The organism is Streptomyces sp. bgisy027, from assembly GCF_057710365.1.
This window is the reverse complement of sequence record NZ_JBYIVZ010000051.1, coordinates 40,113-59,860: the sequence shown is the minus strand read 5'-3', so window position 1 is coordinate 59,860 and position 19,748 is coordinate 40,113. Positions and strand designations below refer to the sequence as shown.

Here is a 19,748-nt window from a genome sequence, read left to right as displayed (position 1 = left end):
GACGTACGCTCCCCTGGTACCCCACCCCGAAGGCAGGAGCAGCAACGATGCAGTACGTGAAGCTCGGTTCGACGGGCCTGGACGTCTCGCGGATCTGTCTGGGTTGCATGACCTACGGGCTCCCCGACCGCGGCACGCACGAGTGGACCCTCGACGAGGAGGCGTCGCGGCCGCTGATCCGCCAGGCGCTGGAAGCCGGGGTCAACTTCTTCGACACCGCCAACGTCTACTCCGACGGCACCAGCGAGGAGATCGTCGGCAAGGCGCTGCGCGACTTCGCCAGCCGGGACGAGATCGTGCTGGCGACCAAGGTCAACGGCCGGATGCGGCCGGGCCCCAACGGCGCCGGGCTCTCCCGCAAGGCCGTCATGACGCAGATCGACCACAGCCTCGCCCGCCTCGGCACCGACCACGTCGACCTGTACCAGATCCACCGCTTCGACCCGCACACCCCGGTCGAGGAGACGATGGAGGCGCTGCACGACCTGGTGAAGGCCGGCAAGGTCCGCTACATCGGGGCGAGTTCGATGTACGCCTGGCAGTTCTCCAAGATGCAGTACACCGCCGAGCGGCACGGCTGGACCAAGTTCGTCTCGATGCAGAACTACTACAACCTCCTCTACCGCGAGGAGGAGCGTGAGATGCTGCCGCTCTGCGCGGACCAGGGTGTCGGCGTCCTGCCGTGGAGCCCGCTGGCCCGCGGCCGGCTCACCCGGGACTGGGGCACGGTCACCGACCGCAGCGCCAATGACAACTTCGGCAGCCGCCTGTACGCCGACAGCGACCGGGTGGTCGTCGAGGCCGTCACCCGTGTCGCGAACGAACGCGGTGTGCCGCGCGCCCAGGTCGCCCTGGCCTGGCTGCTGCACCAGGACACGGTGACTGCCCCGATCATCGGGGCCGGCCGGCCGCAGCACATCGACGACGCGGCGGCGGCCGTCGAACTGCAGCTGAGCGAGAAGGAGTTGGAGGAGCTTGAGCGGTCCTACGCTCCGCATCCGGTGATCGGCCACTGAAACACTAGTGGGGCCCGGTCGGCGCGAATTCGGTGCCGCACGGCCCCGCCCCCTCGCTCTCGGCCAACGGCACCCGGTCACCGCTCATCGACACCGTCCGGTAGTACTCCCCGATCCGCTCGGCCGAACGACCCACGTAGTGACCGATGAACGAGCGGCGGAAGCGGTCCGTCGTACGGTTGGGCTGCGACCCGTGCACCAGGCTGCCGTTGAAGAACAGCACGTCCCCCGGCCGCATGTCGACGGGCACCGCCTCCAGCCCGGGAGGCGGTGCGACGTACTCCCGCGCGAAGGACACCTCGACGTCCGCCACCTCCGGGCAGAACAGGTCCATCGCGTGCGTGCCGGGGACGACCTCCAGGCCGCCGTTGTCCCGGTCGATCACATCGCAGGCGATCCACGCCGCCACGCACGTGCCCGGCTCGACCCGCAGATAGAAGTTGTCCTGGTGCAGGGCCTGACCCCGGGCGCCCGGCGGTTTGAAGTAGAACATGCTCTGCGCCGCGAGCACCTCCTCCCCGAGCAGTGCCTCCAGTACGCCGCGCAGCCGGAGATCGAGCAGCACCCGTAGCGACAGCTCGTCGATCTCGTGCGGCTGCATCACTCGCGGATACACCCGCAGCGGATCGTTCTCCCGTGGCCGGGGCTCGAAGTGCCCGGCCACCGGCCCGGCCGCGTGCAGCGCCGCGAACCGCCCGCACAACCGGTCGATCTCGTCGTCGCCGAACAGCCCGCGTACGACGGTGAAGCCCTCCTGCCGGAACTGGTGGAGCCCGGCCTCGGGCAGGATGGGAGCGCCGGCGGCGCCGATGTCCGTGGCTGTCATGCGTCCACTCCTCCAACGGGTGTCCTGTGCCTGTCACGCTAGGCCGAGGCACGTTCCAGGAGGATGACCGTGGGCGCTGACGGATTGCCCGACACTGCTGCAGAGCCCGGTGACCCCGCCCCGTCGCCCGGCCTGGTCGTGGTCGGGCACTACGACCAGCCGCCGGGGTACCGGGTCGAGAGGCCGCGCGGCGCGGACAGCTGGCTGTTCACCTGGACCACCGGCGGCCGGGGGCGGCTGCGGCACGGCGGCACCGAGGCGCGGGCCGGGGCGGGGGACCTCGTGGTGCTCGCGCCGGGGGTACCGCACGGCTATGGGGTCGAACAGGGCGCTCCCCACTGGGAGTTCTGGTGGGCGCACTGCCAGGCCCGCCCCACCTGGCGGTCGTGGCTGCGCCCGTACGACATCGGTGCGGGGCTGTACGTCGTCACGCCGACGCCGGACGCCGTGCACGGCCGTGTGGAAGCCGCGTTCTGCCGGATGCTCGCGGACGCCCGCTGGACCGGCACGGACGCGCCGCCCGCCCCGGCGCCGGGGGAGGAGCCGGTCGCCGTGGCCCATGGCAGCGCGGCCCGCGAACTCGCCCTGTGCTCACTGGAGGAGGTCGTCCTGCTCACCGCCGGCACCGCGCGGACCGCGCCGGTCCACCCCGGAGTCGACGCCCGAGTGCGCCGGGCGCAGGCGCTGATCGACGCCGACCCGGCCGCCCCGCACACCGTCCGCTCGCTCGCGGAACACGTGACGCTCTCGCCCTCGCGGTTCGCCCACCTCTTCACCGGGCAGGTCGGCCGGTCGCCGATGCGCGCGCTGCGCGAGGCACGACTGCGGCACGCCGCCCGCCTGCTGGAGACCACCGGACTCTCCGTGGACCGCGTCGCCGCCGCTTCCGGATTCGCCAGCCCCTATCACTTCAACCGGGTGTTCCGGGAACGGTACGGAAGGCCGCCGGGGGCGTACCGGTCGGGCGGGCCAATGGTTGGCGGGTGACTTGTGAAGGTCTGGTGAAGGCGGGCGGGCCCGCATGACCAGGCGTGAAAGCGGAAACGCGGCTGTCCAATGGTTTGTGCCGGGGTTCGAGGCGTGATGAGTGAATACCGTTTCCAATTGCTGCGGCGGTATTTCGTAATGATCGAGGCGCACTATTGACCAGTCGTCAAATAGCGATCGGCGCGCACGCAATGCGCAAAAACCGGAGCCGCTTGTTCTCTGCCCCTGACCTGTGCAAAGGTGTGCCTCGCTCCCTTAAGCCCCAAGCTTCACGCAAGCTGTGTCCGGAGCATACCCCTTGGTACGGACCTTTAATGCCGCATGCCCTCCGGAGGAATGCCGCCGTGCATGACGCAGGCCTGTCGAATTCCCCGAACGACGCCCGCATCTTTGAAGTCACGGACGCTCAACTGAGCGCCGAACTCAAGAAGTGGACGGGGGTGTCGCCGGCGCTGCACCCGGTCGGTGAACTTCTCGACCGGCACTGGGAAGCGGGCTTCGCCTACGCGCGGCTGTGCACGGCGGACGCCCGGTCGGCGGGCATGCTCACCACCGCGGCATTCACCAGGCTCTTCGGAGAGACCCTGCGGCAGACCGGCCCGACGGCCGCCTGGCGCCCCCGACTGCTCGTCACCGTGCGCCGTATCGCGGCGGAGTGGGACAACGACCGCAGACGGGAGCTGCTCCACCCCGCGCTGCGATCCGAGGGAGAGGGCGCGGAGCGCGTCGCCGCCCGACTGCTGCCGCCGGCGGACCGCAGGCTGCTGTCGGGTGCCTTCCAGCGGCTTCCCCAGGCGGCCCGCTGCCTGCTCTGGCACACCGAGGTCGAAGCCGAACCGCTGTCGGTGCCGGCCGGCCTGCTCGGCCTCGACGAGGAGTCCGCGCGTCTCGAACTCGCCCGCGCCTGCGACCGGTTGCGCGAGGAGTGCCTCCAGCTCCACCGCGAGCTCGCCCCCGAGCAGGAGTGCCGCCAGTACCTGCGGATGCTGGACGTGACCTACCGGCGCGGCGGCATCGACATCGACCCCGATCTGCGCGGGCACCTCAACCGCTGCGCGCACTGCAGTGACACCGCCCGCCAGCTCACCTTCTTCAACGAGGGGCTCGGCGTCGCGCTGGCAGAAGCGGTGCTCGGCTGGGGTGCGAGGGACTACCTCGTGAAGAGATCCAGTCTCGCGGACGGGACCGCCGACGCCGAGTCGGTGGCGCCGCCGGCTCCGTCGTCGGCAGCGGCTGCGACGACGATGATCGCGGGCGAGTCCTTCTTCGCCGACGCCCCCGCACGGCCGCGCCACGCGCCCGCTCCGGCGGCCGAGTCCTTTGCGTCTGCGGCCACGGACTTCGCTCCTGCGGGCGATGCCTTCGCCCCCACAGCCGAGCCTTTCGCTCCCGCGGCGGAGAACTTCAGCCCCGCCGGGGAGTCCTTCGCTTCCACGGCGGACGCTTTCGCCGCCGAGGCGTTCGCGCCCGCGGGAGAGGCGTCCGCCGCCACGAGCCGGTCCTTCGCCGCCTCCGCGGACCAGGCCTTGTCCGCTCCCGTCGACCCGGGCCCCGCGAAACGGCCCTTCGCCGCCGCTGCCGACCGCCTCGCCCCGCCCGCCGAGCCAGGCCCGCGCAGGTCCCGCCGGGCCCGTCGAACCGAGGCCGGTACGCCCGCCGGTCCGGCCCCCGGTACCGCCCGCACCTGTACCGGTCGCGCGGCCCTCAAGGCCGCCCGCCGGGCCGCCCGGCGCCGCAATCTCACCGCCGCGGTCGCGACCGTGAGCGCCCTGGTGGTCCTGCCGTTGGTCATCTGGTCCGTCGGCGGATCCGGCGACGACTCTCCGCCGGCGGGCGGCGGGCGGCCCTCCGAGGCGCCCGACTCCGGTGCGGGCACCGCCACCAAGAACCCCTCCTGGGCGGGCGCCGCCGAGGCGGCGAAGGGCGATCTGCGGGGCCGGCTGCACAACATCGGTTCGGGACTGTGCGTCGGCATCGCCGACGGGAAGGCCGTCGAGGGCGCCGAGACCGAACTCGCCAAGTGCTCCTCGGCACCGGGCCAGCAGTGGTCGTACGAGACCGACGGACTGCTGCGCAGCGGCGCCGACCCCGGCCTCTGTCTCGACTCCCGCCTCGGCTACTCGGTCCGGCTCGCCCGCTGCACGGGCATCCCCGACTCGGAGGCGGACAACATCCGCTACGACTTCACCCTCCAGGGCACCCTGGTGCCGCGCTTCGACCAGGACCTGGCCCTCAGCCCGGCCGCCACCGACGGCTCCGGCGCCCTGGTCGTCAAGACCCGCGAGGACGAGGGCGACGCCCAGCACTGGGTCATCGACACGTCGCAGACGGAGCTCCAACTCGCGGTCGTGAACTGGGACTCGGCCGCCGAGACACCGAAGACGGCCACGCCTGCCCCGACTCCCACTCCCCAGGCGTCCAAGACCCCCAAGGCCACGCCGACCCCCTCCGCGACGCCGTCGACGTCGCAGCCGGGGTCCGTGAGCGCGTCGCCGTCCGAGGACTCCTGCTACGACAACCCCTACTCCTGCTCGTGGGACGACGACGGCGACGGCTGGTCCGGCGGTGGGTACGGGGGCGGCTACGGCGGCGGTCACGGGCGCGGCGGCCACCACTGAGCGGACGGATCAGCCCCCGGTGCCCGGCTGCACCACCGTCAGGAACACCGACGACTCGTTCCCGGCCACGGGCACCTCACCGGCCGTCCACGCCACCTTCAGCGAATCCCGCTCGTCGGGCGGCGTCACGAGCAGCGACCGGGGCAGCGCCGTACGGGCCCCGCTGATCTCGGGACTGGCGAAGGTCAGCCCCGCCCAGGCGCTGCCGCCCGGCGTCAGCGTCACGGTCGTGGGTGTGTCGGGGGAGCGCTTCGGGTCCGGGCCGAGCTGCTTGCCGGCGGCGTCCACGAACGCGGCACCGGGATAGCCGCGCACGGTGCAGGTGTGGTCGCCGGTGTTGGTCAGCACGATCGGGAAGTTGCGCTGTCCCGCGCCGGGACTGGGACGGCCGATGGACGCGCGCAGCTGCGAGGTGTGGCAGCGGGTGCCGGGTCCGCCCGACTGCGTCGCGGGGCTGGTGGTGTCGACGGACGGCGGCCCGGTCGTCCCCGGCTCGCCGGACGGCGGTCCGGTGGGCGGGCTTCCGGCGTCGGTCGCGGCGGGTGAAGTCGCCGTGCCGCCGGTGCCGGCCGGGGTCTGTACTGCGCCCGTGGAGTCACCGCCCCCGCCGCACGCCGTGAGCAGTCCCAGGAGCGCTACGGCGCCGACGAGGGGAGTTGCTCGGTGTAATGAGGGGAAAACCCGTGCAGGTCCCATGATTCACGACTCCCCGTTTTGAGGGCGGCTACTCACTCCTCGGCGAGCAGTCCGATCTCCGCCCAGATGGTCTTGCCGTCCGTGGTGTGCCGGCTGCCCCAGCGCTGGGTCAGCTGGGCGACCAGCAGCAGTCCGCGGCCGCCCTCGTCGAAGGTCTTGGCGCGGCGCAGATGCGGTGCGGTGTGGCTGGTGTCGGACACCTCGCAGATCAGCGTCGCCGCGTCGTGGATCAGACGCAGCCGGATGGGGTGGGTGCCGTAGCGGATGGCGTTCGTGACCAGCTCGCTCACCACCAGCTCCGCGGTGAACGACGCCACGCTCAGGTCCCAGACCTCCAGCTGCTCGACGACCTGCTTGCGGATGGGCGCGACGAGCGCCGGGTCCGCCGGGATGTGCCAGGTCGCCACCCGGGAGGTGGGCAGGCCCTGGGTGCGGGCCAGCAGCAGGGCCACGTCGTCCGCGACGCCGCCGGGCGGGAGAAGGGCGTGCAGGACGTGGTCGCAGGTCTCGTCCAGCGAGCGGGACGAGGAGGACAGCGCGTCGCACAGCAGCGCGTGACTGGCGTCGACGTCGCGCTCGCGGGTCTCGATCAGGCCGTCGGTGTAGAGGGCGAGCACCGTGCCCTCGCGCAGCTCGATCTCGGCGGACTCGAACGGCAGGCCGCCCAGGCCCAGCGGCGGCCCGGCCGGCAGTTCGATCTCGTGCGGCTCGCCGCCGGGCGGGACCATGACGGGCGAGGGGTGCCCGGCCCTGGCCAGCGTGCAGCGCCGGGAGACCGGGTCGTACACGGCGTACAGACAGGTGGCGCCGACCTCGCCGGGCCCGGCCTCGGTGCCCGCCTCCTCGGACAACCGCACCACCAGGTCGTCGAGGTGGGTGAGCAGCTCGTCGGGTGCGAGGTCGATGTCGGCCAGGGTGCGCACGGCCGTACGCAGTCGGCCCATGGTGGCCGACGCCTGGATGCCGTGCCCGACGACGTCCCCGACGACCATCGCCACCCGCATCCCGGACAGCGGGATCACGTCGAACCAGTCGCCGCCCACCCCGGAGCGGGCCGCCGGCAGGTAGCGGGATGCCGCTTCCACCGCGGCGGTGCGCGGCAGGGTCCGGGGGAGCAGGCTGCGCTGGAGGGCGAGGGCGGTCTCGCGTTCGCGCGAGTAGCGGCGGGCGTTGTCGATGCAGACGGCCGCGCGGGCCGTGACCTCCTCGGCCAGCAGCGCGTCGTCGGGGGTGAACGGCTGGCGGTTCCTGAACCGGGTGAGCACGGCGACGCCGAGCGTGGTGCCACGGGCCTGGATCGGAACGGACATCGACGTGTGGATGCCGTACGCGCCGATCCGCTCCGAGCGGATCGGGTCCCAGGCGAGCCACTCCTCCAGGTCCCCGGTCGACATGGCGGCCACGATGGTGTGGCCGGCCAGCAGCGCGTCGGCCTGGGGCGACGGGGTGGGGTACACATCCAGACGGCCGGGCTTGACCACCGCCTCGGGGCTGCCCGGATTGACGGAGCTGTGCGCGGCCCGGCGCAGCCCGATCGGCGCCGACAGCCGGCCCGTGGGCGCCTCGCCGCCGTGCTCGGGAGGGTCCAGCAGATCGACGCTGACGAAGTCGGCCAGGGCCGGGACACAGACGTCCGCCAGCTCCTGCGCCGTGCGGGTCACGTCGAGGGTGGTGCCGATACGTACGCTGGCCTCGTTGACCAGCTGGAGCCGCTCCTGGGCCAGGTACTGGTCGGTGAAGTCGTGCGCTGCGACGGACACGCCGCGCACCCGCCCCTTGGCGTCGGTGATCGGGGCCATCCGGGCCAGCCACGCATGGGTGCTGTCACCGCCGACCGGGATGTACGTCCGTACGTCGGTGCCCCGGCCCGTGGTGAGCACGCGAAGGAGCTGCCGCTCGATGTCGTAGCTCTGCCGGCGGCCGGTCAGCTCGGGCGCCCGCAGCCCGCGCACGTTCTCCTCGGACAGGCTGAGCACCTCGGCCATGACGGGGTTGATCCTGCGCAGCCGGAGCCGGTCGTCGTAGATCGCGATGGCGCACGGGGACGCCAGCAGCCCCACGTCCTCCAGCGGATCGCCGGGCGGACGGGGGTCGTCGCCCTCGATCGGCGTGACCACGAGCCAGTGTTCGGGGCCGCCCTCCTGGGGCCGTACGCGGTGGGCGAGCAGCCACACGGGGACCGTGCCGCCGTCGCGATGGCGCAGTGTGACGACGCCGTCCCAGCGGTCGCCCGCCGGGGTGAGGGACCTGCGGTCGGCCTCACCGACCAACAGACTCGCGGCCGGGCGCCCCACGACCTCGTCCGCCGGGTGGCCGAGCAGCCGCTCCGCGCCTGCGTTCCACTCGACGAGTACACCGCTGTCGTCGATGACCGCCCGGGCCGTCGCGGCCTCGTCGAACGGATAATCCGGGCTCATGTCGCCACTCCAACGCGCACACACACGGTGAACAGGCGTGCTCACTCGGGTTCCAGCCTAGTGCTTCGGCGTCATTGGGAGGTGTGCAAGCTGAAGTTGCTGGTCACAGGGTTGGTGCGCGTGGGCATCGGGATGCTCGTGCCGGTCGCCGGCAGGTGACGTCGGTGAAGATCGTCGGTCATCGGCCGACTTCGCGGTTCGTGAGTACCAGCAAGGCCCTGACCGGGGCGGTCAGCCAGGTGGGGTCGGTGCGCACGCCGAGGACGGGTCAGTTCCTGACGGGGGCGAAGCGGTGCTCGACCGGTGCCCGGACGGCCGTGTCCCTCCCGCCCAGACCCTTGACATCAGCCCCGGCCCGAAACCGCCGGCGGGGCTCCCCGCCCAGAGCACGGGAAGCCCCACTTGCCCGCCTGCGCCGGTCAACCGGTCATGGCCGCCACGACCAGCGCAAGAGCCGCAACGCACAGCAGCACCACAAGCGGCCGTGCCGGCCGGCCGCGCCCGGTACGCCTGCGCCACAGCGCCAGCCACAGCGCACAGGCCGCCACGAACACGACCGTCACACCGCCGAGCTCGCCCTCCCGCCACGCCACTCGCACGGCGCCAGGGTCAGCACCCCATACAAGGAGCGCAACGAGGACGCCCACGGTCAGCACGCACACCGCTTCCAGCAGCCTGCTCATACGGTGCCCTCCTTCTCCGGCGTGTCCGTACGCGGGGCTGTGGCGGTCAGCGGCTCCGCCGCGGGCGCGACCAGCGCCAACGGCGCCGCAGCCGAAAGCCGCCTGTCCGGACCGTTGACGTACTGTCATGTTGCCAACAAGCATGAACCGCGTCCGCATCTGGGAGCGCTCCCACCGTCGAGCGCCACCCGCACCTCCCCCGAGGAGCCCAGCTGTGAAACGCCGCAGAACCACCCTGCTGACCCTGTCGGCCCTGCTGGCCGCAGGCCTGACCGCCCTCCCGGCCGCCCCAGCCGGCGCCGAAGAGGTCGAGCAGCTCAAGAACGGGAAGTTCGACAGCACCACCGAACCGTGGTGGACGACCGGCAACGTCACCGCGGGGCTGTCCGAGGGGCAGCTCTGCGCCGACGTGCCCGGCGGCACCGCCAACCCCTGGGACGCCGCCGTCGGCCAGAACGACATCACGCTGGTGAAGGGCGAGTCCTACCGCTTCTCCTTCACCGCGAACGGCTCGCCCGAGGGACATGCCGTGCGCGCGGTCGTCGGACTGTCGGCGGCGCCGTACGACACCTACTTCGAGGTCACCCCGGAGCTGAGCGTCTCCGGCAACTCCTACTCGTACACCTTCACCTCACCCGTCGACACCCCGCAGGGCCAGGTCGCCTTCCAGGTCGGCGGCGGCTCGGACGCGTGGCGGTTCTGCATGGACGACGTCTCGCTGCTGGGCGGCGTCCCGCCCGAGGTGTACGAGCCCGACACCGGGCCGCGGGTCCGGGTGAACCAGGTCGCCTATCTGCCCGCCGGGCCGAAGAACGCCACGCTGGTCACCGACGCCGGCGGCAAGCTGCCCTGGCAGCTGAAGAACGCCGCCGGGACCGTCGTCGCCCACGGCTGGACCGTCCCGCGCGGCACCGACGCCTCCTCCGCGCAGAGCGTCCACTCCATCGACTTCGGCGCCTACCGCAAGCAGGGCAAGGACTTCACGCTGGTCGCCGACGGGGAGGCGAGCCGCCCGTTCGACATCGGGACGGCCGCCTACGAGCGACTGCGCCTGGACGCCCTGAAGTACTACTACACCCAGCGCAGCGGCATCGCGATCCGCGACGACCTGCGCCCCGGCTACGCCCGTCCCGCCGGGCACGTGGACGTCGCACCCAACCGGGGCGACGGCGCGGTGCCCTGCCGGCCGGGCGTGTGCGACTACGAGCTCGATGTGACCGGCGGCTGGTACGACGCCGGCGACCACGGCAAGTACGTCGTCAACGGCGGCATCTCCGTGTGGGAACTGCTGAGCACCTACGAGCGCGAACTGCTCGCCCGCACGGGCGAGCCGGAGCGGCTGGGCGACGGCACGCTCGCCATCCCGGAGAGCGGCAACAAGGTCCCCGACATCCTGGACGAGGTCCGCTGGGAGCTGGAGTTCCTGCTCAAGATGCAAGTACCGGCGGGACAGCCGCTGGCCGGCATGGCGCACCACAAGATCCACGACGAGCAGTGGACCGGCCTGCCGCTGCTGCCGAGCGACGACCCGCAGAAGCGTGAACTGCACCCGCCGTCCACCGCCGCGACCCTGAACCTCGCCGCGACGGCCGCGCAGGCGGCGCGCCTGTACAAGCCGTACGACCGGCAGTTCGCGGCGAAGGCGCTGGCCGCCGCCCGCACGGCCTGGTCGGCGGCGCTCGCGCACCCGGACCGGTACGCCTCGGAGAGCGACGGCATCGGCGGCGGCACCTACGCCGACAGCAACGTCACCGACGAGTTCTACTGGGCCGCGGCCGAGCTGTATCTCAGCACGGGGGAGCGGGAGTTCGCGGACCACGTGCTGCACTCGCCCGTCCACACGGCCGACATCTTCGGCGCCCTGGGCTACGACTGGGCCAGGACGGCCGCCGCGGCCAGACTGGACCTGGCGACCGTGCCGAGCAAGCTGCCCGGCAGGGACAAGGTCCGCCAGTCCGTGGTCAGGGGCGCCGACCGCTACCTCGCCACGCTCAAGGCACAGCCGTACGGGATGCCGTACGCCCCCGACGGGGGCCTCTACGACTGGGGCTCCAACCACCAGATCCTGCACAACGCCGTCGTCATCGCCACCGCGTACGACATCACCGGCGCCTCGAAGCACCGGGACGGCGCGGTGCAGAGCATGGACTACCTCTTCGGGCGCAACGCGCTGAACATCTCGTACGTGACCGGCTACGGCGAGGTCAGCTCCCACAACCAGCACGCCCGTTGGTACGCCCACCAGCTCGACCCGAGCCAGCCGAACCCGCCGGCCGGCACGCTGGCGGGAGGGCCGAACTCGAGCATCCAGGACCCCTACGCACAGAGCAGACTCCAGGGCTGTGTGGGCCAGTTCTGCTACATCGACGACATCCAGTCCTGGTCGACGAACGAGCACACGATCAACTGGAACTCCGCCCTGACCCGCATGGCCTCCTTCGTCGCCGACCAGGGGTGAGGAAGGGGCCGTGACGGACGGGAGGCCCGCCGCCGGCCGGTGCGGCGGCGGGCCTCCCTGTGCCGGGCGCCCCGGTCACGGAGTGACGTGCTTGACCGGCAGGTCCTTGCTCGCGCCCGCCAGGCGGTGGTCCCCCGGGGCCGGGAAGACCACGAACTCGTCGTCGTAGTCCCGGATCCTGGCGCGTTGCAGGGGCCGCATCGCCGGTACGGCCCCGGTACCCGCCGTTCGAACGCCCTTTACCGTGGGTCGCCCCGCGGTTCGTGCTCCACGAGTTCGCCGGGCCGCCGGTGCGCGGTGAGCGTGTGGAGCTTCGCCTGGCTGAGCGGCTCGTGCACCTCGACGTACTCGCCGTGCGGGAGGCGCTTGATGACACCGGTCTCCCGGCCGTGCAACACCCTTTCCCAGTCCTGGAGTTGCAGGCCCAGGCAGATCCGGCGGGTGATGACGAACACGGCCACCGGGACGACGAAGACGGCGATGCGGATGGCCCAGGTCACCGTGTTGATCGACAGATGGAGCCGGGTCGCCACGATGTCGTTGCCGCCGCCCGCCAGCAGCACCAGATAGAGACTGACCCACGCCGCGCCGAACCCGGTGCGGACCGGGCGGTTGCGGGGGCGGTCCAGGAGGTGGTGCTCGCCCTTGTCACCCGTCACCCGGGCTTCCACGAACGGATAGACGCCGATGAGGACCAGCAGGAGCGGGAAGACCACGATCGGGATCAGCACCCCCAGGACGAGTGTGTGACCCCACAGGGTGATCTCCCAGCCCGGCATGATCCGGACCAGACCCTCGGCGAAGCCCAGGTACCAGTCCGGCTGGGCGCCGGTGGAGACCTGGTCGGCACGGTAGGGGCCGTAGGACCAGACCGGGTTGATGGACGCCACGGCCGCCATCAGGGCGAGGGCGCCGAAGACGAGGAAGAAGAAGCCGCCCGCCTTCGCCAGGTACACCGGCATGAACGGCGAGCCCACGACGTTGCGTTCGGTGCGCCCGGGGCCCGCGAACTGCGTGTGCTTGTGGTACACGACCAGCAGCAGGTGCGCGACGACCAGCGCCGCCATGATGCCGGGGATCACCAGGATGTGCAGCGAGTAGAAGCGGGCCACGATGTCATGCCCCGGGTACTCGCCGCCGAACAGGAACATCGACAGATACGTCCCGACCACCGGGACGGACAGCAGCGCCCCGTTCACGAACCGCATACCCGTCCCCGACAGCAGGTCGTCCGGCAGCGAGTAGCCGAACAGGCCCTCGAACAGGGCGAGCAGCAGCAGGCTCCAGCCGAACAGCCAGTTGACCTCCCGCGGCTTGCGGAACGAGCCCGTGAAGAAGTGCCGCATCATGTGCGTGAGCATCCCGGCGACGAAGACCAGCGCCGCCCAGTGGTGCACCTGCCGCATCAGCAGCCCGCCGCGCACGTCGAAGCTGATGTCCAGTGTGGAGGCGTACGCCTCGGACATCCGGACGCCGTTCAGCGGCACGTAACTGCCGTGGTACGTGACCTCGTTCATCGACGGATGGAAGAACAGGGTCAGATACACGCCGGTCAGGATCAGCACGACGAAGCTGTACAGGCATATCTCGCCGAGCATGAAGGACCAGTGGTCCGGGAAGACCTTGCGCAGATACTTCCGGCCGAGCGTGCGGATGCCGAGCCGGCCGTCGAACCAGTCCGCGACCCGCTCGCCCCGCCCGGGCAGCTCTCTTGTACTCATGCCTCCCCCCGCTTCACATGTGTGAGCTTCTCGGGGTTGCTCACCACGTAGACGCCCGACACCCGCTCGCCGTCCGGCGTGAGGTCCAGGACCAGGACGGCGTACGGCTCCTCGCCCTGGAACAGCACGGCCGCGTCGTCGCCGTTGACCCTCCGGTGGCGCAGGTCCAGGTGGGCACTTCCCGCGCCGCCCCGGCGCGCGAACGAGTCCAGGAGCCGGACCACCTTGTCCCGGCCGTGCACGGGACGCAGTCCCGCCCGCTTCCGCTTGCCGCCGCCGTCCGTCCAGACCGTCACGTCCGGCGCGAGGATCTCCATCAGCTCGGCGATGTCCCCGCCCACCGCGGCGCGCACGAACCGCTCGGTGGCCTCCCGCCGCACCCGCGGATGTGCCTCGTACAACGGCCGCCGGGCGTGCACATGCTCACGTGCGCGATGCGCCAGCTGCCGTACGGCCGCCGGGCTGCGCTCGATGATCTCCGCGATCTCCGTGTGCGGGTAGCCGAACACCTCGTGCAGCACGAACACCGCGCGCTCCAGCGGGGTCAGCGACTCCAGGACCACCAGCATCGCGAGCGACACCGACTCGGCGCGCAGCGCAGGGTCCTCGGCGTCGGCCTCCTCGCCCTGCGCGACCAGCGGCTCCGGCAGCCACGGGCCGACGTACGTCTCGCGCCGGCGGCTGATCGCGGCCCGCCGCGTCAGGGCGTGGTTGACGGCGATCCGCACCAGATACGCCCGCGGGTTCTCGACCCCGTCGAGCGGTGCGCCGCCGCCCCGCGCCGTCCACGACAGCCAGGTCTCCTGAAGGACGTCCTCGGTGTCGGCGACACTGCCGAGCATGTTGTAGACGACGCCGAACATCAGCTCACGATGCCGGACGAAGACGGCGGTCGCGTCGTCGGTGACGGTTGCGGGGTTGTCGGACATGCGTGGGGCCTCCCGGTGCGCGCTCACTACTGCGAGTGGTGGCGGGGGCCGGAATGTGACACCACACGGCCGAATGTGACCCACGTCTCGGGGGATCGGCCCGCAGGTCTGCGCCCGGCCGGCCTGATCGGCCGCCCCGGTACCGGCATACATCACACTTGACCTGCTGGTATTTACGCGTAAGTACCCGAGCGGTACCGTGAGGAGCATGCCAGCTCTCAACGTGGAGTTCAGCGACCGCGAGCTAGAGGACCTGCGGCAGATCGCCAAGGAACGCGGTACGTCGATGAAGGCGCTCGTGCGGGAGGCCGCCGCGGCGGACATAGCCCGGCACCGGGCGCTGCAGGAGGGCGCCGAGGCGTTCCGCCGGTTCTTCTCGTCGCACGCCGACGAGTTCGCGGCAGCCTTCCCCGACGACGAGCCGCCCGCCAAGGGCGAGGGACGAGCCGCCTGACCGATGGCACCCGTCATCCACATCGACGTGCCCTGGCTGCTCCAGCGGCACGAAGAGGTCCTGCCCGACCAGCCCACGATCAACGACTTCTCGGCGTTGGTCGCCGCCGTCGCCCGCCATCGTGTCGATCCGCCCCGACTGGGCGTCGACTCCGACCCGGCCTGGCGGGCCGCGGCGCTCCTGCACACCCTCGCCCTGCTCAAACCGCTGCCCTCGGCCAACGCCCGCTTCGCCTGCTCGGCCGCGGTGGCCTACATGTTCGTCAGCGGTGTCGGCATCGACCCGCCCTACGGCGCCCTCGTCGACCTCGCCCGTGACCTGATCTCCGGCAAGGTCGACGTGTACGGCGCGGCCGACCGGCTGCGCTCCTGGCAGATCTAGAACCAGGGGTTCGCCCGCCGGTACCACGGCTTCCGCCGGTACCACGGCTTCCGCCGGTACCACGGCTTCCGCCGGTACCACGGCTTCCGCCGGTACCACGGCTTCCGCCGGTACCACGGCTTCCGCCGGGACCGGTTCGGGCGGCCCGGCGATCCCCGTTCCTTCCGCTCCGGGGCCGCCGTCCGAGGGCGGAAGGAACGGGGTCGGTGGCCCATGGCGCGCGGGGAGAGCCTCCTGAGTCTGCGCCGGGCCTTCCGAGAGGGCCGATCCCAGTGGACTACGCCGGCACGTGCGCCGGGGAGCGTGCGTGGTGCTCCGGTGTGGGCGTCGGTTTCACACGGGGTGCATGGAATGCCTAAAGGTGGCACCGGTGCGGCGAGTTGCCGCCGTATCTGACCTTCTTTCAATGGGGCTGATGTTGCCCAAGTGCCTTGTTGGTCATCAGTGCGCTGTGCCAGGGTGAAGTACCCGTGGGGGGTGGAAAAGGCCGTAGCTCATTCGTTCCGCGGGAGAACCGGTGCGGATGGGTGTCGGTGAATTCGTGCTCCCCGCGCACGCGTCGAAGAGGTACACACCAAGTCACCGCTCCTTTTCGGCGATCAGAACTTCTGTGTCTTGCGCGTGGGAAGGAATCCGTTCAGTGCCCACCCCCCACCCCCCTCGCCCTCCTTACCCCCCGCCAGGCGGGGTTCCCGAGGAATCCGACGAAGGCCTCGCCGCCAGACTCCGGGGCCGGCCGGACGGCGAGGCCGGCCCGTCCGTCGCGCTGCTCATGGCACGCCACTGGCAGCCGGTCCGCGCATACGCGGTGATCTGTCTCGCCTCCCCGGCCGATGCCGTGGATCTGGTCACCGCGGCCGCATTCCATCAGGTTCTCGACCGTCTGGCGCTCGGCGAACCGGCCGTCGCGCTGCGGCCCAGGCTCCTCGTCGCCGTCCGGGAGACCGTCCGGCACTGGTCGTCCGACGAGCGAATAGCGGGCGTTCTGCCGGAGTTGGGGAAACCCGCGGGCGGGCGCGGTATGCGGGCCGCGAAGTCCATGACGCCCGAAAATCGGAAGCTTGCCGATCGGTCATTCCAGGCGCTTCCGGGACTTGCCCGATGTCTCCTCTGGCACATCGAGGTCGAAGCCGAGCCGCTAAGCGTCCCCGCCGGGCTGCTGGGCATGGACACCGTTACCGCCGCGGCGGCGCTCGAACAGGCGCGTGATAAATTCCGTGAAGGTTGTGTACATGCCCATCGGGAACTCGCGCCCACGAAGGATTGCCGGTTCTACAACCGTCTCCTCGACGTCCCGATTCGCCGCGGCGGAGCCCTGCTGCCGGATGTCCAGCAGCATCTGGCCCAGTGCCGTTACTGCCGCAACGCCGCCGAACAACTGAGTCATTTCGAGGGCGCGTTGGGCGGGCTCATCGCCGAGTCGGTACTCGGCTGGGGCGCTCGCCGCTATCTGGACACCCGGCCTGGCCGCGACAAGGACGCCGCCGCCCGGGCCCGGGGCTCGGCCCGGCACGGCGCCGGCCGTCGTCGGCTGCTGTCGCGGATCCCCGCGCAGATGCGCCGGCCGCCCGGCGGACCGCGCTCCTCACGGACGCTGCTGACCGGGGTGGGCCTGGCCTCGGCGGGCCTGATCGCGATCGTGCTCGCCGCCGGCCTTCTCTCGGACGACGACGGCGTCGACCCGGCCGCCTCGGCCACCGGAGGCGGCAGGGCGACCGGGCTTCCCCCGGCCGTGTCCACCTCGCCCCCCGGCACCGCCCAACTCCCCAACGCGCCCCGGCAGACCAGGCTGCGCAACGCCGAGGCCGCCTTGTGCCTCGACATCCGGGGCGCGGCCGAGGCCGGGGCCGGGACGGAACTGGCCAAGTGCTCGGACGACGACACCCAGCAGTGGTCGTACGAGAAGGACGGCCTGCTGCGCAGCGTGGCGGAGCCCGATCTGTGCCTGGACTCGCACGCGGACGCCGGTGTGGTCATCCTCGGCAAGTGCGTCGACAAGGACTCGGAACGCGCCGACGACGTGCGCTACGACCTCACCGTCCAGGGCGAGTTGCTGCCCCGCTGGGACGAACAGCTCGCCCTGACGGCCACGACGGCCGACGCGGGCGCCGACATCGTGGTCAAGGTCCGCGACGGCTCCGAGGGCCAGCGCTGGCTGACGGGTCAAGCGACGTCGGCGAGCCCGGGGTCGCTGTCCGGCGCGGAGGTGGAGACGCCGGGGGCGCGGGCGGTGCGGCTGGGGGAGGAGGACGCGTAGTCCAGCCCGACGGGCGGGCACGGCAGGGTGTCGCTTCGGCAGTGCCGTCCAGGGGCGCGGGGAACTGCGCGACCAGCCACGACGGCGCCGCGGCCGAGCGACGACGCGATGTGGCACCTCTGGCGGAGCGCTCAGTTCACGACGTCCCGAGGTGTCCCGCCCGCCAGGAAGTCCGTCACGTTCTGCACGGCGGCCAGGGCGATGCGGACCAACGTCTCACGGGTGACGCCGCCGGCGTGCGGGGACAGCACCACGTTCGGGGCGCGGAGCAGCCGCAGGGCCGGGGTGGGCGGTTCGGGGTCGAAGACGTCGATGCCCGCCCCGGCCAGGGCGCCCTTCTCCAGCGCGTCGGCGAGGGCGTCCTGGTCGATCAGGGCGCCGCGCGCGGTGTTGATCACGAACGCCGTCGGCTTCAGCAGCGCCAGCCGCTCGGCGTCGAGCAGATGCCGGGTCTCCTCGGTGAGCGGGGTGTGCAGGGAGACGTAGTCGGCGGTGCTCAGGAGTTCGTCGAGCGGGACGTGGCGGGCCGGGCCGGATTCGGCCTCCGTCTCCGGCGGCAGCCGGCGGCGTCCCGCGTAGACGACGTTCATGTCGAACGCGACCGCCCGCCGGGCGACTTCCCGCCCGATCTGGCCCAGCCCGACGATGCCGAGCGTCTTGCCGCACAGCTCCGTCAGCGAGTTCTGCAGGCGGGGGAGTGCCCAGTCGGCCTCGACCAGCGCGGTGTGCGCGGGGATCAGCTGCTTGGCGAGCGCGAGCATCAGGGCGAAGGTCTGCTCGGCGACGTTCTGCGCCTCGGCGCCGCTGGAGCCGATGTTGCACACCCGTACCGAACGCTCGCGTGCCGCGTCCACGTCGACGTAGTCGAAGCCGTGGCTCGCGCACTGCACGAGCCGCAACTCCGGTGCGGCGGCGAGGTGTCCGGCGGTCACCGGTGAGAGCGCGGTGATGACGACGTGCGCCGAGCGCAGGGCGGCCGGGTCCTCGTCGGCCGCCTCCACGACGGTGACGTTCGTGTCCGCTGGGAACAGCGTGGCGAGGCCGGCGCCGATGCCGCGGCCTCCCACGTGGGGCGAGATGACGGCCAGGACGTTCTGCTGGGCGGTCATGCGGTTTCCTCGATGAGGTCGGCGGGGCCGGGTGTGGCGGGGCCGGCGTGCCCGGACAGGGCGAGGGTGAGGTCGAGTTCGGCGAGCAGACAGCGGATGACGTGCTCGACGCCCGCCTGCCCGTCGAGGCCGAGTCCGTAGGCGTACGGCCGTCCGACGAGGACCGCCTTCGCGCCGAGGGCGAGCGCCTTGAAGATGTCGTCGCCGGTGCGGATGCCGCTGTCGAACAGCACCGTCAGCCGGTCGCCGACCGCCTCCACCACGCGGGGCAGGGCGGCGGCCGCCCCGATGGAGCCGGCGACCTGGCGGCCGCCGTGGTTGGAGACGACGACCCCGTCCATCCCGGCGTCGGCGGCGGCGCGGGCGTCGTCCGGGTGCAGGATGCCCTTCAGGACGATCGGGCCGTCCCAGTGCTCGCGCAGGAACGCCAGGTCCGGCCAGGTCTTCGCGGGGTCGGAGAACATGCCGACGAAGTGCATGACGGCCGCGTTCGGATCCTCGTGCACCGGCTTGGCGAGCCCCGCCCGGAAGGCCGGGTCGGAGAAGTAGTTGGCGGTGCCCACGCCGTGCAGGAACGGCAGATACGCCTGGTCGAGATCGCGGGGCCGCCAGGCCAGCATGGGGGTGTCCAGCGTGACGACGAGCGTGCTGAACCCGGCCGCCTTCGCCCGGCTCAGGAAACTCCGGGCCACCTCCGGGTCCTTCGGCCAGTACAGCTGGAACCAGCGCTCGGCGTCGCCCATGGCCTCCGCGACCTGCTCCATGGGGGTGCTGGACGCGGAGGACAGGGTGAACGGCACCCCTTGCGCGGCGGCGGCCCGGGCGGCCGCGCACTCCGCGTCCGGATGCATGATCGACAGCACGCCGATCGGTGCCAGGGCCAGCGGGGCGGGCAGGGCGCGGCCCAGCACCTCGACGGAGAGGTCGCGTTCGTGCACGTCCAGCAGCATGCGGGGCACGATCCGGTGCCGCCGCAGCGCCGCCCGGTTGGCGCGGGCGGTGCTGCCGTCCCCCGCGCTGCCCGCGACATAGCCGACGGGGCCAGGACCGAGCCGCTGCTCGGTGAGTTCCTCCAGCCGCGTCAGATCGGTGGGCAGCCGGGGTACGGCTCCCGACATCCCGTTCAGATAGATCTCGTACTGGAAGTCCGCCCAGTGCTTGCCCATGCGTACGCCCCGCCTCTCGTCACTGAGAAC

Annotated in this window: 16 protein-coding genes; 7 read left to right on the top strand and 9 right to left on the bottom strand. The window is 71.8% G+C overall.

The window, feature by feature from the left end:
- Positions 1-47: 47 nt before the first annotated feature.
- Positions 48-1,016, top strand: coding sequence for an aldo/keto reductase (locus tag AC3ETA_RS37645; RefSeq protein WP_432197386.1), 969 nt, complete (start codon positions 48-50; stop codon positions 1,014-1,016).
- A 4-nt stretch (positions 1,017-1,020) separates the two neighbouring features.
- Here the strand turns inward: AC3ETA_RS37645 and AC3ETA_RS37640 are convergent, their stop codons facing one another.
- Complete coding sequence (locus AC3ETA_RS37640; RefSeq protein ID WP_432197385.1) at positions 1,021-1,842, bottom strand: phytanoyl-CoA dioxygenase family protein; 822 nt, start codon at positions 1,840-1,842, stop codon at positions 1,021-1,023.
- A gap of 63 nt (positions 1,843-1,905) precedes the next feature.
- Between AC3ETA_RS37640 and AC3ETA_RS37635 the strand changes: the two genes are divergently transcribed.
- Together AC3ETA_RS37635 and AC3ETA_RS37630 are read left to right on the top strand one after the other, a co-directional pair.
- On the top strand, positions 1,906-2,829 hold the full coding sequence (locus AC3ETA_RS37635) for a helix-turn-helix domain-containing protein (protein WP_432197384.1): 924 nt from the start codon (positions 1,906-1,908) through the stop codon (positions 2,827-2,829).
- A gap of 344 nt (positions 2,830-3,173) precedes the next feature.
- The gene (locus AC3ETA_RS37630; RefSeq protein WP_432197383.1) at positions 3,174-5,447 is read left to right on the top strand and encodes a ricin-type beta-trefoil lectin domain protein; all 2,274 of its coding nucleotides are present in this window, start codon (positions 3,174-3,176) and stop codon (positions 5,445-5,447) included.
- A 9-nt stretch (positions 5,448-5,456) separates the two neighbouring features.
- Here the strand turns inward: AC3ETA_RS37630 and AC3ETA_RS37625 are convergent, their stop codons facing one another.
- The 3 genes from AC3ETA_RS37625 to AC3ETA_RS37615 all read right to left on the bottom strand — a co-directional run bounded on the left by AC3ETA_RS37625 (position 5,457) and on the right by AC3ETA_RS37615 (position 9,243).
- Positions 5,457-6,143: a DUF4232 domain-containing protein gene (locus AC3ETA_RS37625; protein ID WP_432197382.1), complete on the bottom strand. Its 687-nt coding sequence runs from the start codon at positions 6,141-6,143 to the stop codon at positions 5,457-5,459.
- A gap of 32 nt (positions 6,144-6,175) precedes the next feature.
- Positions 6,176-8,560, bottom strand: a complete 2,385-nt coding sequence (locus AC3ETA_RS37620; protein ID WP_432197381.1) for a SpoIIE family protein phosphatase — start codon at positions 8,558-8,560, stop codon at positions 6,176-6,178.
- A 419-nt stretch (positions 8,561-8,979) separates the two neighbouring features.
- Positions 8,980-9,243 carry a hypothetical protein gene (locus tag AC3ETA_RS37615; protein WP_432197380.1) on the bottom strand — a complete coding sequence of 88 codons (264 nt, stop codon included), beginning with the start codon at positions 9,241-9,243 and terminating at the stop codon, positions 8,980-8,982.
- 214 nt (positions 9,244-9,457) lie between these two features.
- On the opposite strand from AC3ETA_RS37615, the gene AC3ETA_RS37610 reads away from it, so the two are divergent.
- Positions 9,458-11,701 (top strand): glycoside hydrolase family 9 protein, encoded by a 2,244-nt coding sequence (locus AC3ETA_RS37610; protein ID WP_432197379.1) that lies wholly within the window; start codon positions 9,458-9,460, stop codon positions 11,699-11,701.
- Between the two features lie 75 nt (positions 11,702-11,776).
- On the opposite strand, the gene AC3ETA_RS37605 is transcribed toward AC3ETA_RS37610, so the two are convergent.
- From AC3ETA_RS37605 to sigJ, 3 genes are read right to left on the bottom strand one after another with little or no spacing between them, the layout of a single operon-like run.
- A complete protein-coding gene (locus AC3ETA_RS37605; protein WP_432197378.1) occupies positions 11,777-11,902 on the bottom strand; it encodes a hypothetical protein in 126 nt (41 codons plus the stop codon).
- Between the two features lie 38 nt (positions 11,903-11,940).
- Positions 11,941-13,422 carry a cytochrome bc1 complex cytochrome b subunit gene (qcrB, locus tag AC3ETA_RS37600; protein WP_432197377.1) on the bottom strand — a complete coding sequence of 494 codons (1,482 nt, stop codon included), beginning with the start codon at positions 13,420-13,422 and terminating at the stop codon, positions 11,941-11,943.
- Positions 13,419-14,351 (bottom strand): RNA polymerase sigma factor SigJ, encoded by a 933-nt coding sequence (sigJ, locus tag AC3ETA_RS37595; RefSeq protein WP_432197376.1) that lies wholly within the window; start codon positions 14,349-14,351, stop codon positions 13,419-13,421. Before sigJ ends, qcrB begins: the two co-directional genes overlap by 4 nt.
- 208 nt (positions 14,352-14,559) lie before the next feature.
- On the opposite strand from sigJ, the gene AC3ETA_RS37590 reads away from it, so the two are divergent.
- The 3 genes from AC3ETA_RS37590 (at position 14,560) to AC3ETA_RS37580 (ending at position 17,443) form a co-directional block, all read left to right on the top strand.
- Complete coding sequence (locus AC3ETA_RS37590) at positions 14,560-14,805, top strand: hypothetical protein (protein ID WP_015655829.1); 246 nt, start codon at positions 14,560-14,562, stop codon at positions 14,803-14,805.
- A gap of 3 nt (positions 14,806-14,808) precedes the next feature.
- Positions 14,809-15,186 carry a toxin Doc gene (locus AC3ETA_RS37585; protein WP_359053111.1) on the top strand — a complete coding sequence of 126 codons (378 nt, stop codon included), beginning with the start codon at positions 14,809-14,811 and terminating at the stop codon, positions 15,184-15,186.
- A gap of 640 nt (positions 15,187-15,826) precedes the next feature.
- Entirely contained in the window at positions 15,827-17,443 is a 1,617-nt protein-coding gene (locus AC3ETA_RS37580; RefSeq protein WP_432197375.1) for a ricin-type beta-trefoil lectin domain protein, read from the top strand.
- 131 nt (positions 17,444-17,574) lie between these two features.
- Here the strand turns inward: AC3ETA_RS37580 and AC3ETA_RS37575 are convergent, their stop codons facing one another.
- Complete coding sequence (locus tag AC3ETA_RS37575; protein WP_432197374.1) at positions 17,575-18,552, bottom strand: 2-hydroxyacid dehydrogenase; 978 nt, start codon at positions 18,550-18,552, stop codon at positions 17,575-17,577.
- On the bottom strand, positions 18,549-19,718 hold the full coding sequence (locus AC3ETA_RS37570) for an alpha-hydroxy-acid oxidizing protein (RefSeq protein WP_432197373.1): 1,170 nt from the start codon (positions 19,716-19,718) through the stop codon (positions 18,549-18,551). Before AC3ETA_RS37570 ends, AC3ETA_RS37575 begins: the two co-directional genes overlap by 4 nt.
- Positions 19,719-19,748: the final 30 nt, after the last annotated feature.

Coding starts and splice junctions, on each gene's coding strand:
- AC3ETA_RS37645 (WP_432197386.1), top strand. CDS start 48: ATGCAGTACGTGAAGCTCGGTTCGACGGGCCTGGACGTCTCGCGGATC.
- AC3ETA_RS37640 (WP_432197385.1), bottom strand. CDS start 1,842: ATGACAGCCACGGACATCGGCGCCGCCGGCGCTCCCATCCTGCCCGAG.
- AC3ETA_RS37635 (WP_432197384.1), top strand. CDS start 1,906: ATGACCGTGGGCGCTGACGGATTGCCCGACACTGCTGCAGAGCCCGGT.
- AC3ETA_RS37625 (WP_432197382.1), bottom strand. CDS start 6,143: ATGGGACCTGCACGGGTTTTCCCCTCATTACACCGAGCAACTCCCCTC.
- AC3ETA_RS37620 (WP_432197381.1), bottom strand. CDS start 8,560: ATGAGCCCGGATTATCCGTTCGACGAGGCCGCGACGGCCCGGGCGGTC.
- AC3ETA_RS37615 (WP_432197380.1), bottom strand. CDS start 9,243: ATGAGCAGGCTGCTGGAAGCGGTGTGCGTGCTGACCGTGGGCGTCCTC.
- AC3ETA_RS37605 (WP_432197378.1), bottom strand. CDS start 11,902: ATGCGGCCCCTGCAACGCGCCAGGATCCGGGACTACGACGACGAGTTC.
- qcrB (WP_432197377.1), bottom strand. CDS start 13,422: ATGAGTACAAGAGAGCTGCCCGGGCGGGGCGAGCGGGTCGCGGACTGG.
- sigJ (WP_432197376.1), bottom strand. CDS start 14,351: ATGTCCGACAACCCCGCAACCGTCACCGACGACGCGACCGCCGTCTTC.
- AC3ETA_RS37590 (WP_015655829.1), top strand. CDS start 14,560: ATGCCAGCTCTCAACGTGGAGTTCAGCGACCGCGAGCTAGAGGACCTG.
- AC3ETA_RS37585 (WP_359053111.1), top strand. CDS start 14,809: ATGGCACCCGTCATCCACATCGACGTGCCCTGGCTGCTCCAGCGGCAC.
- AC3ETA_RS37575 (WP_432197374.1), bottom strand. CDS start 18,552: ATGACCGCCCAGCAGAACGTCCTGGCCGTCATCTCGCCCCACGTGGGA.
- AC3ETA_RS37570 (WP_432197373.1), bottom strand. CDS start 19,718: ATGGGCAAGCACTGGGCGGACTTCCAGTACGAGATCTATCTGAACGGG.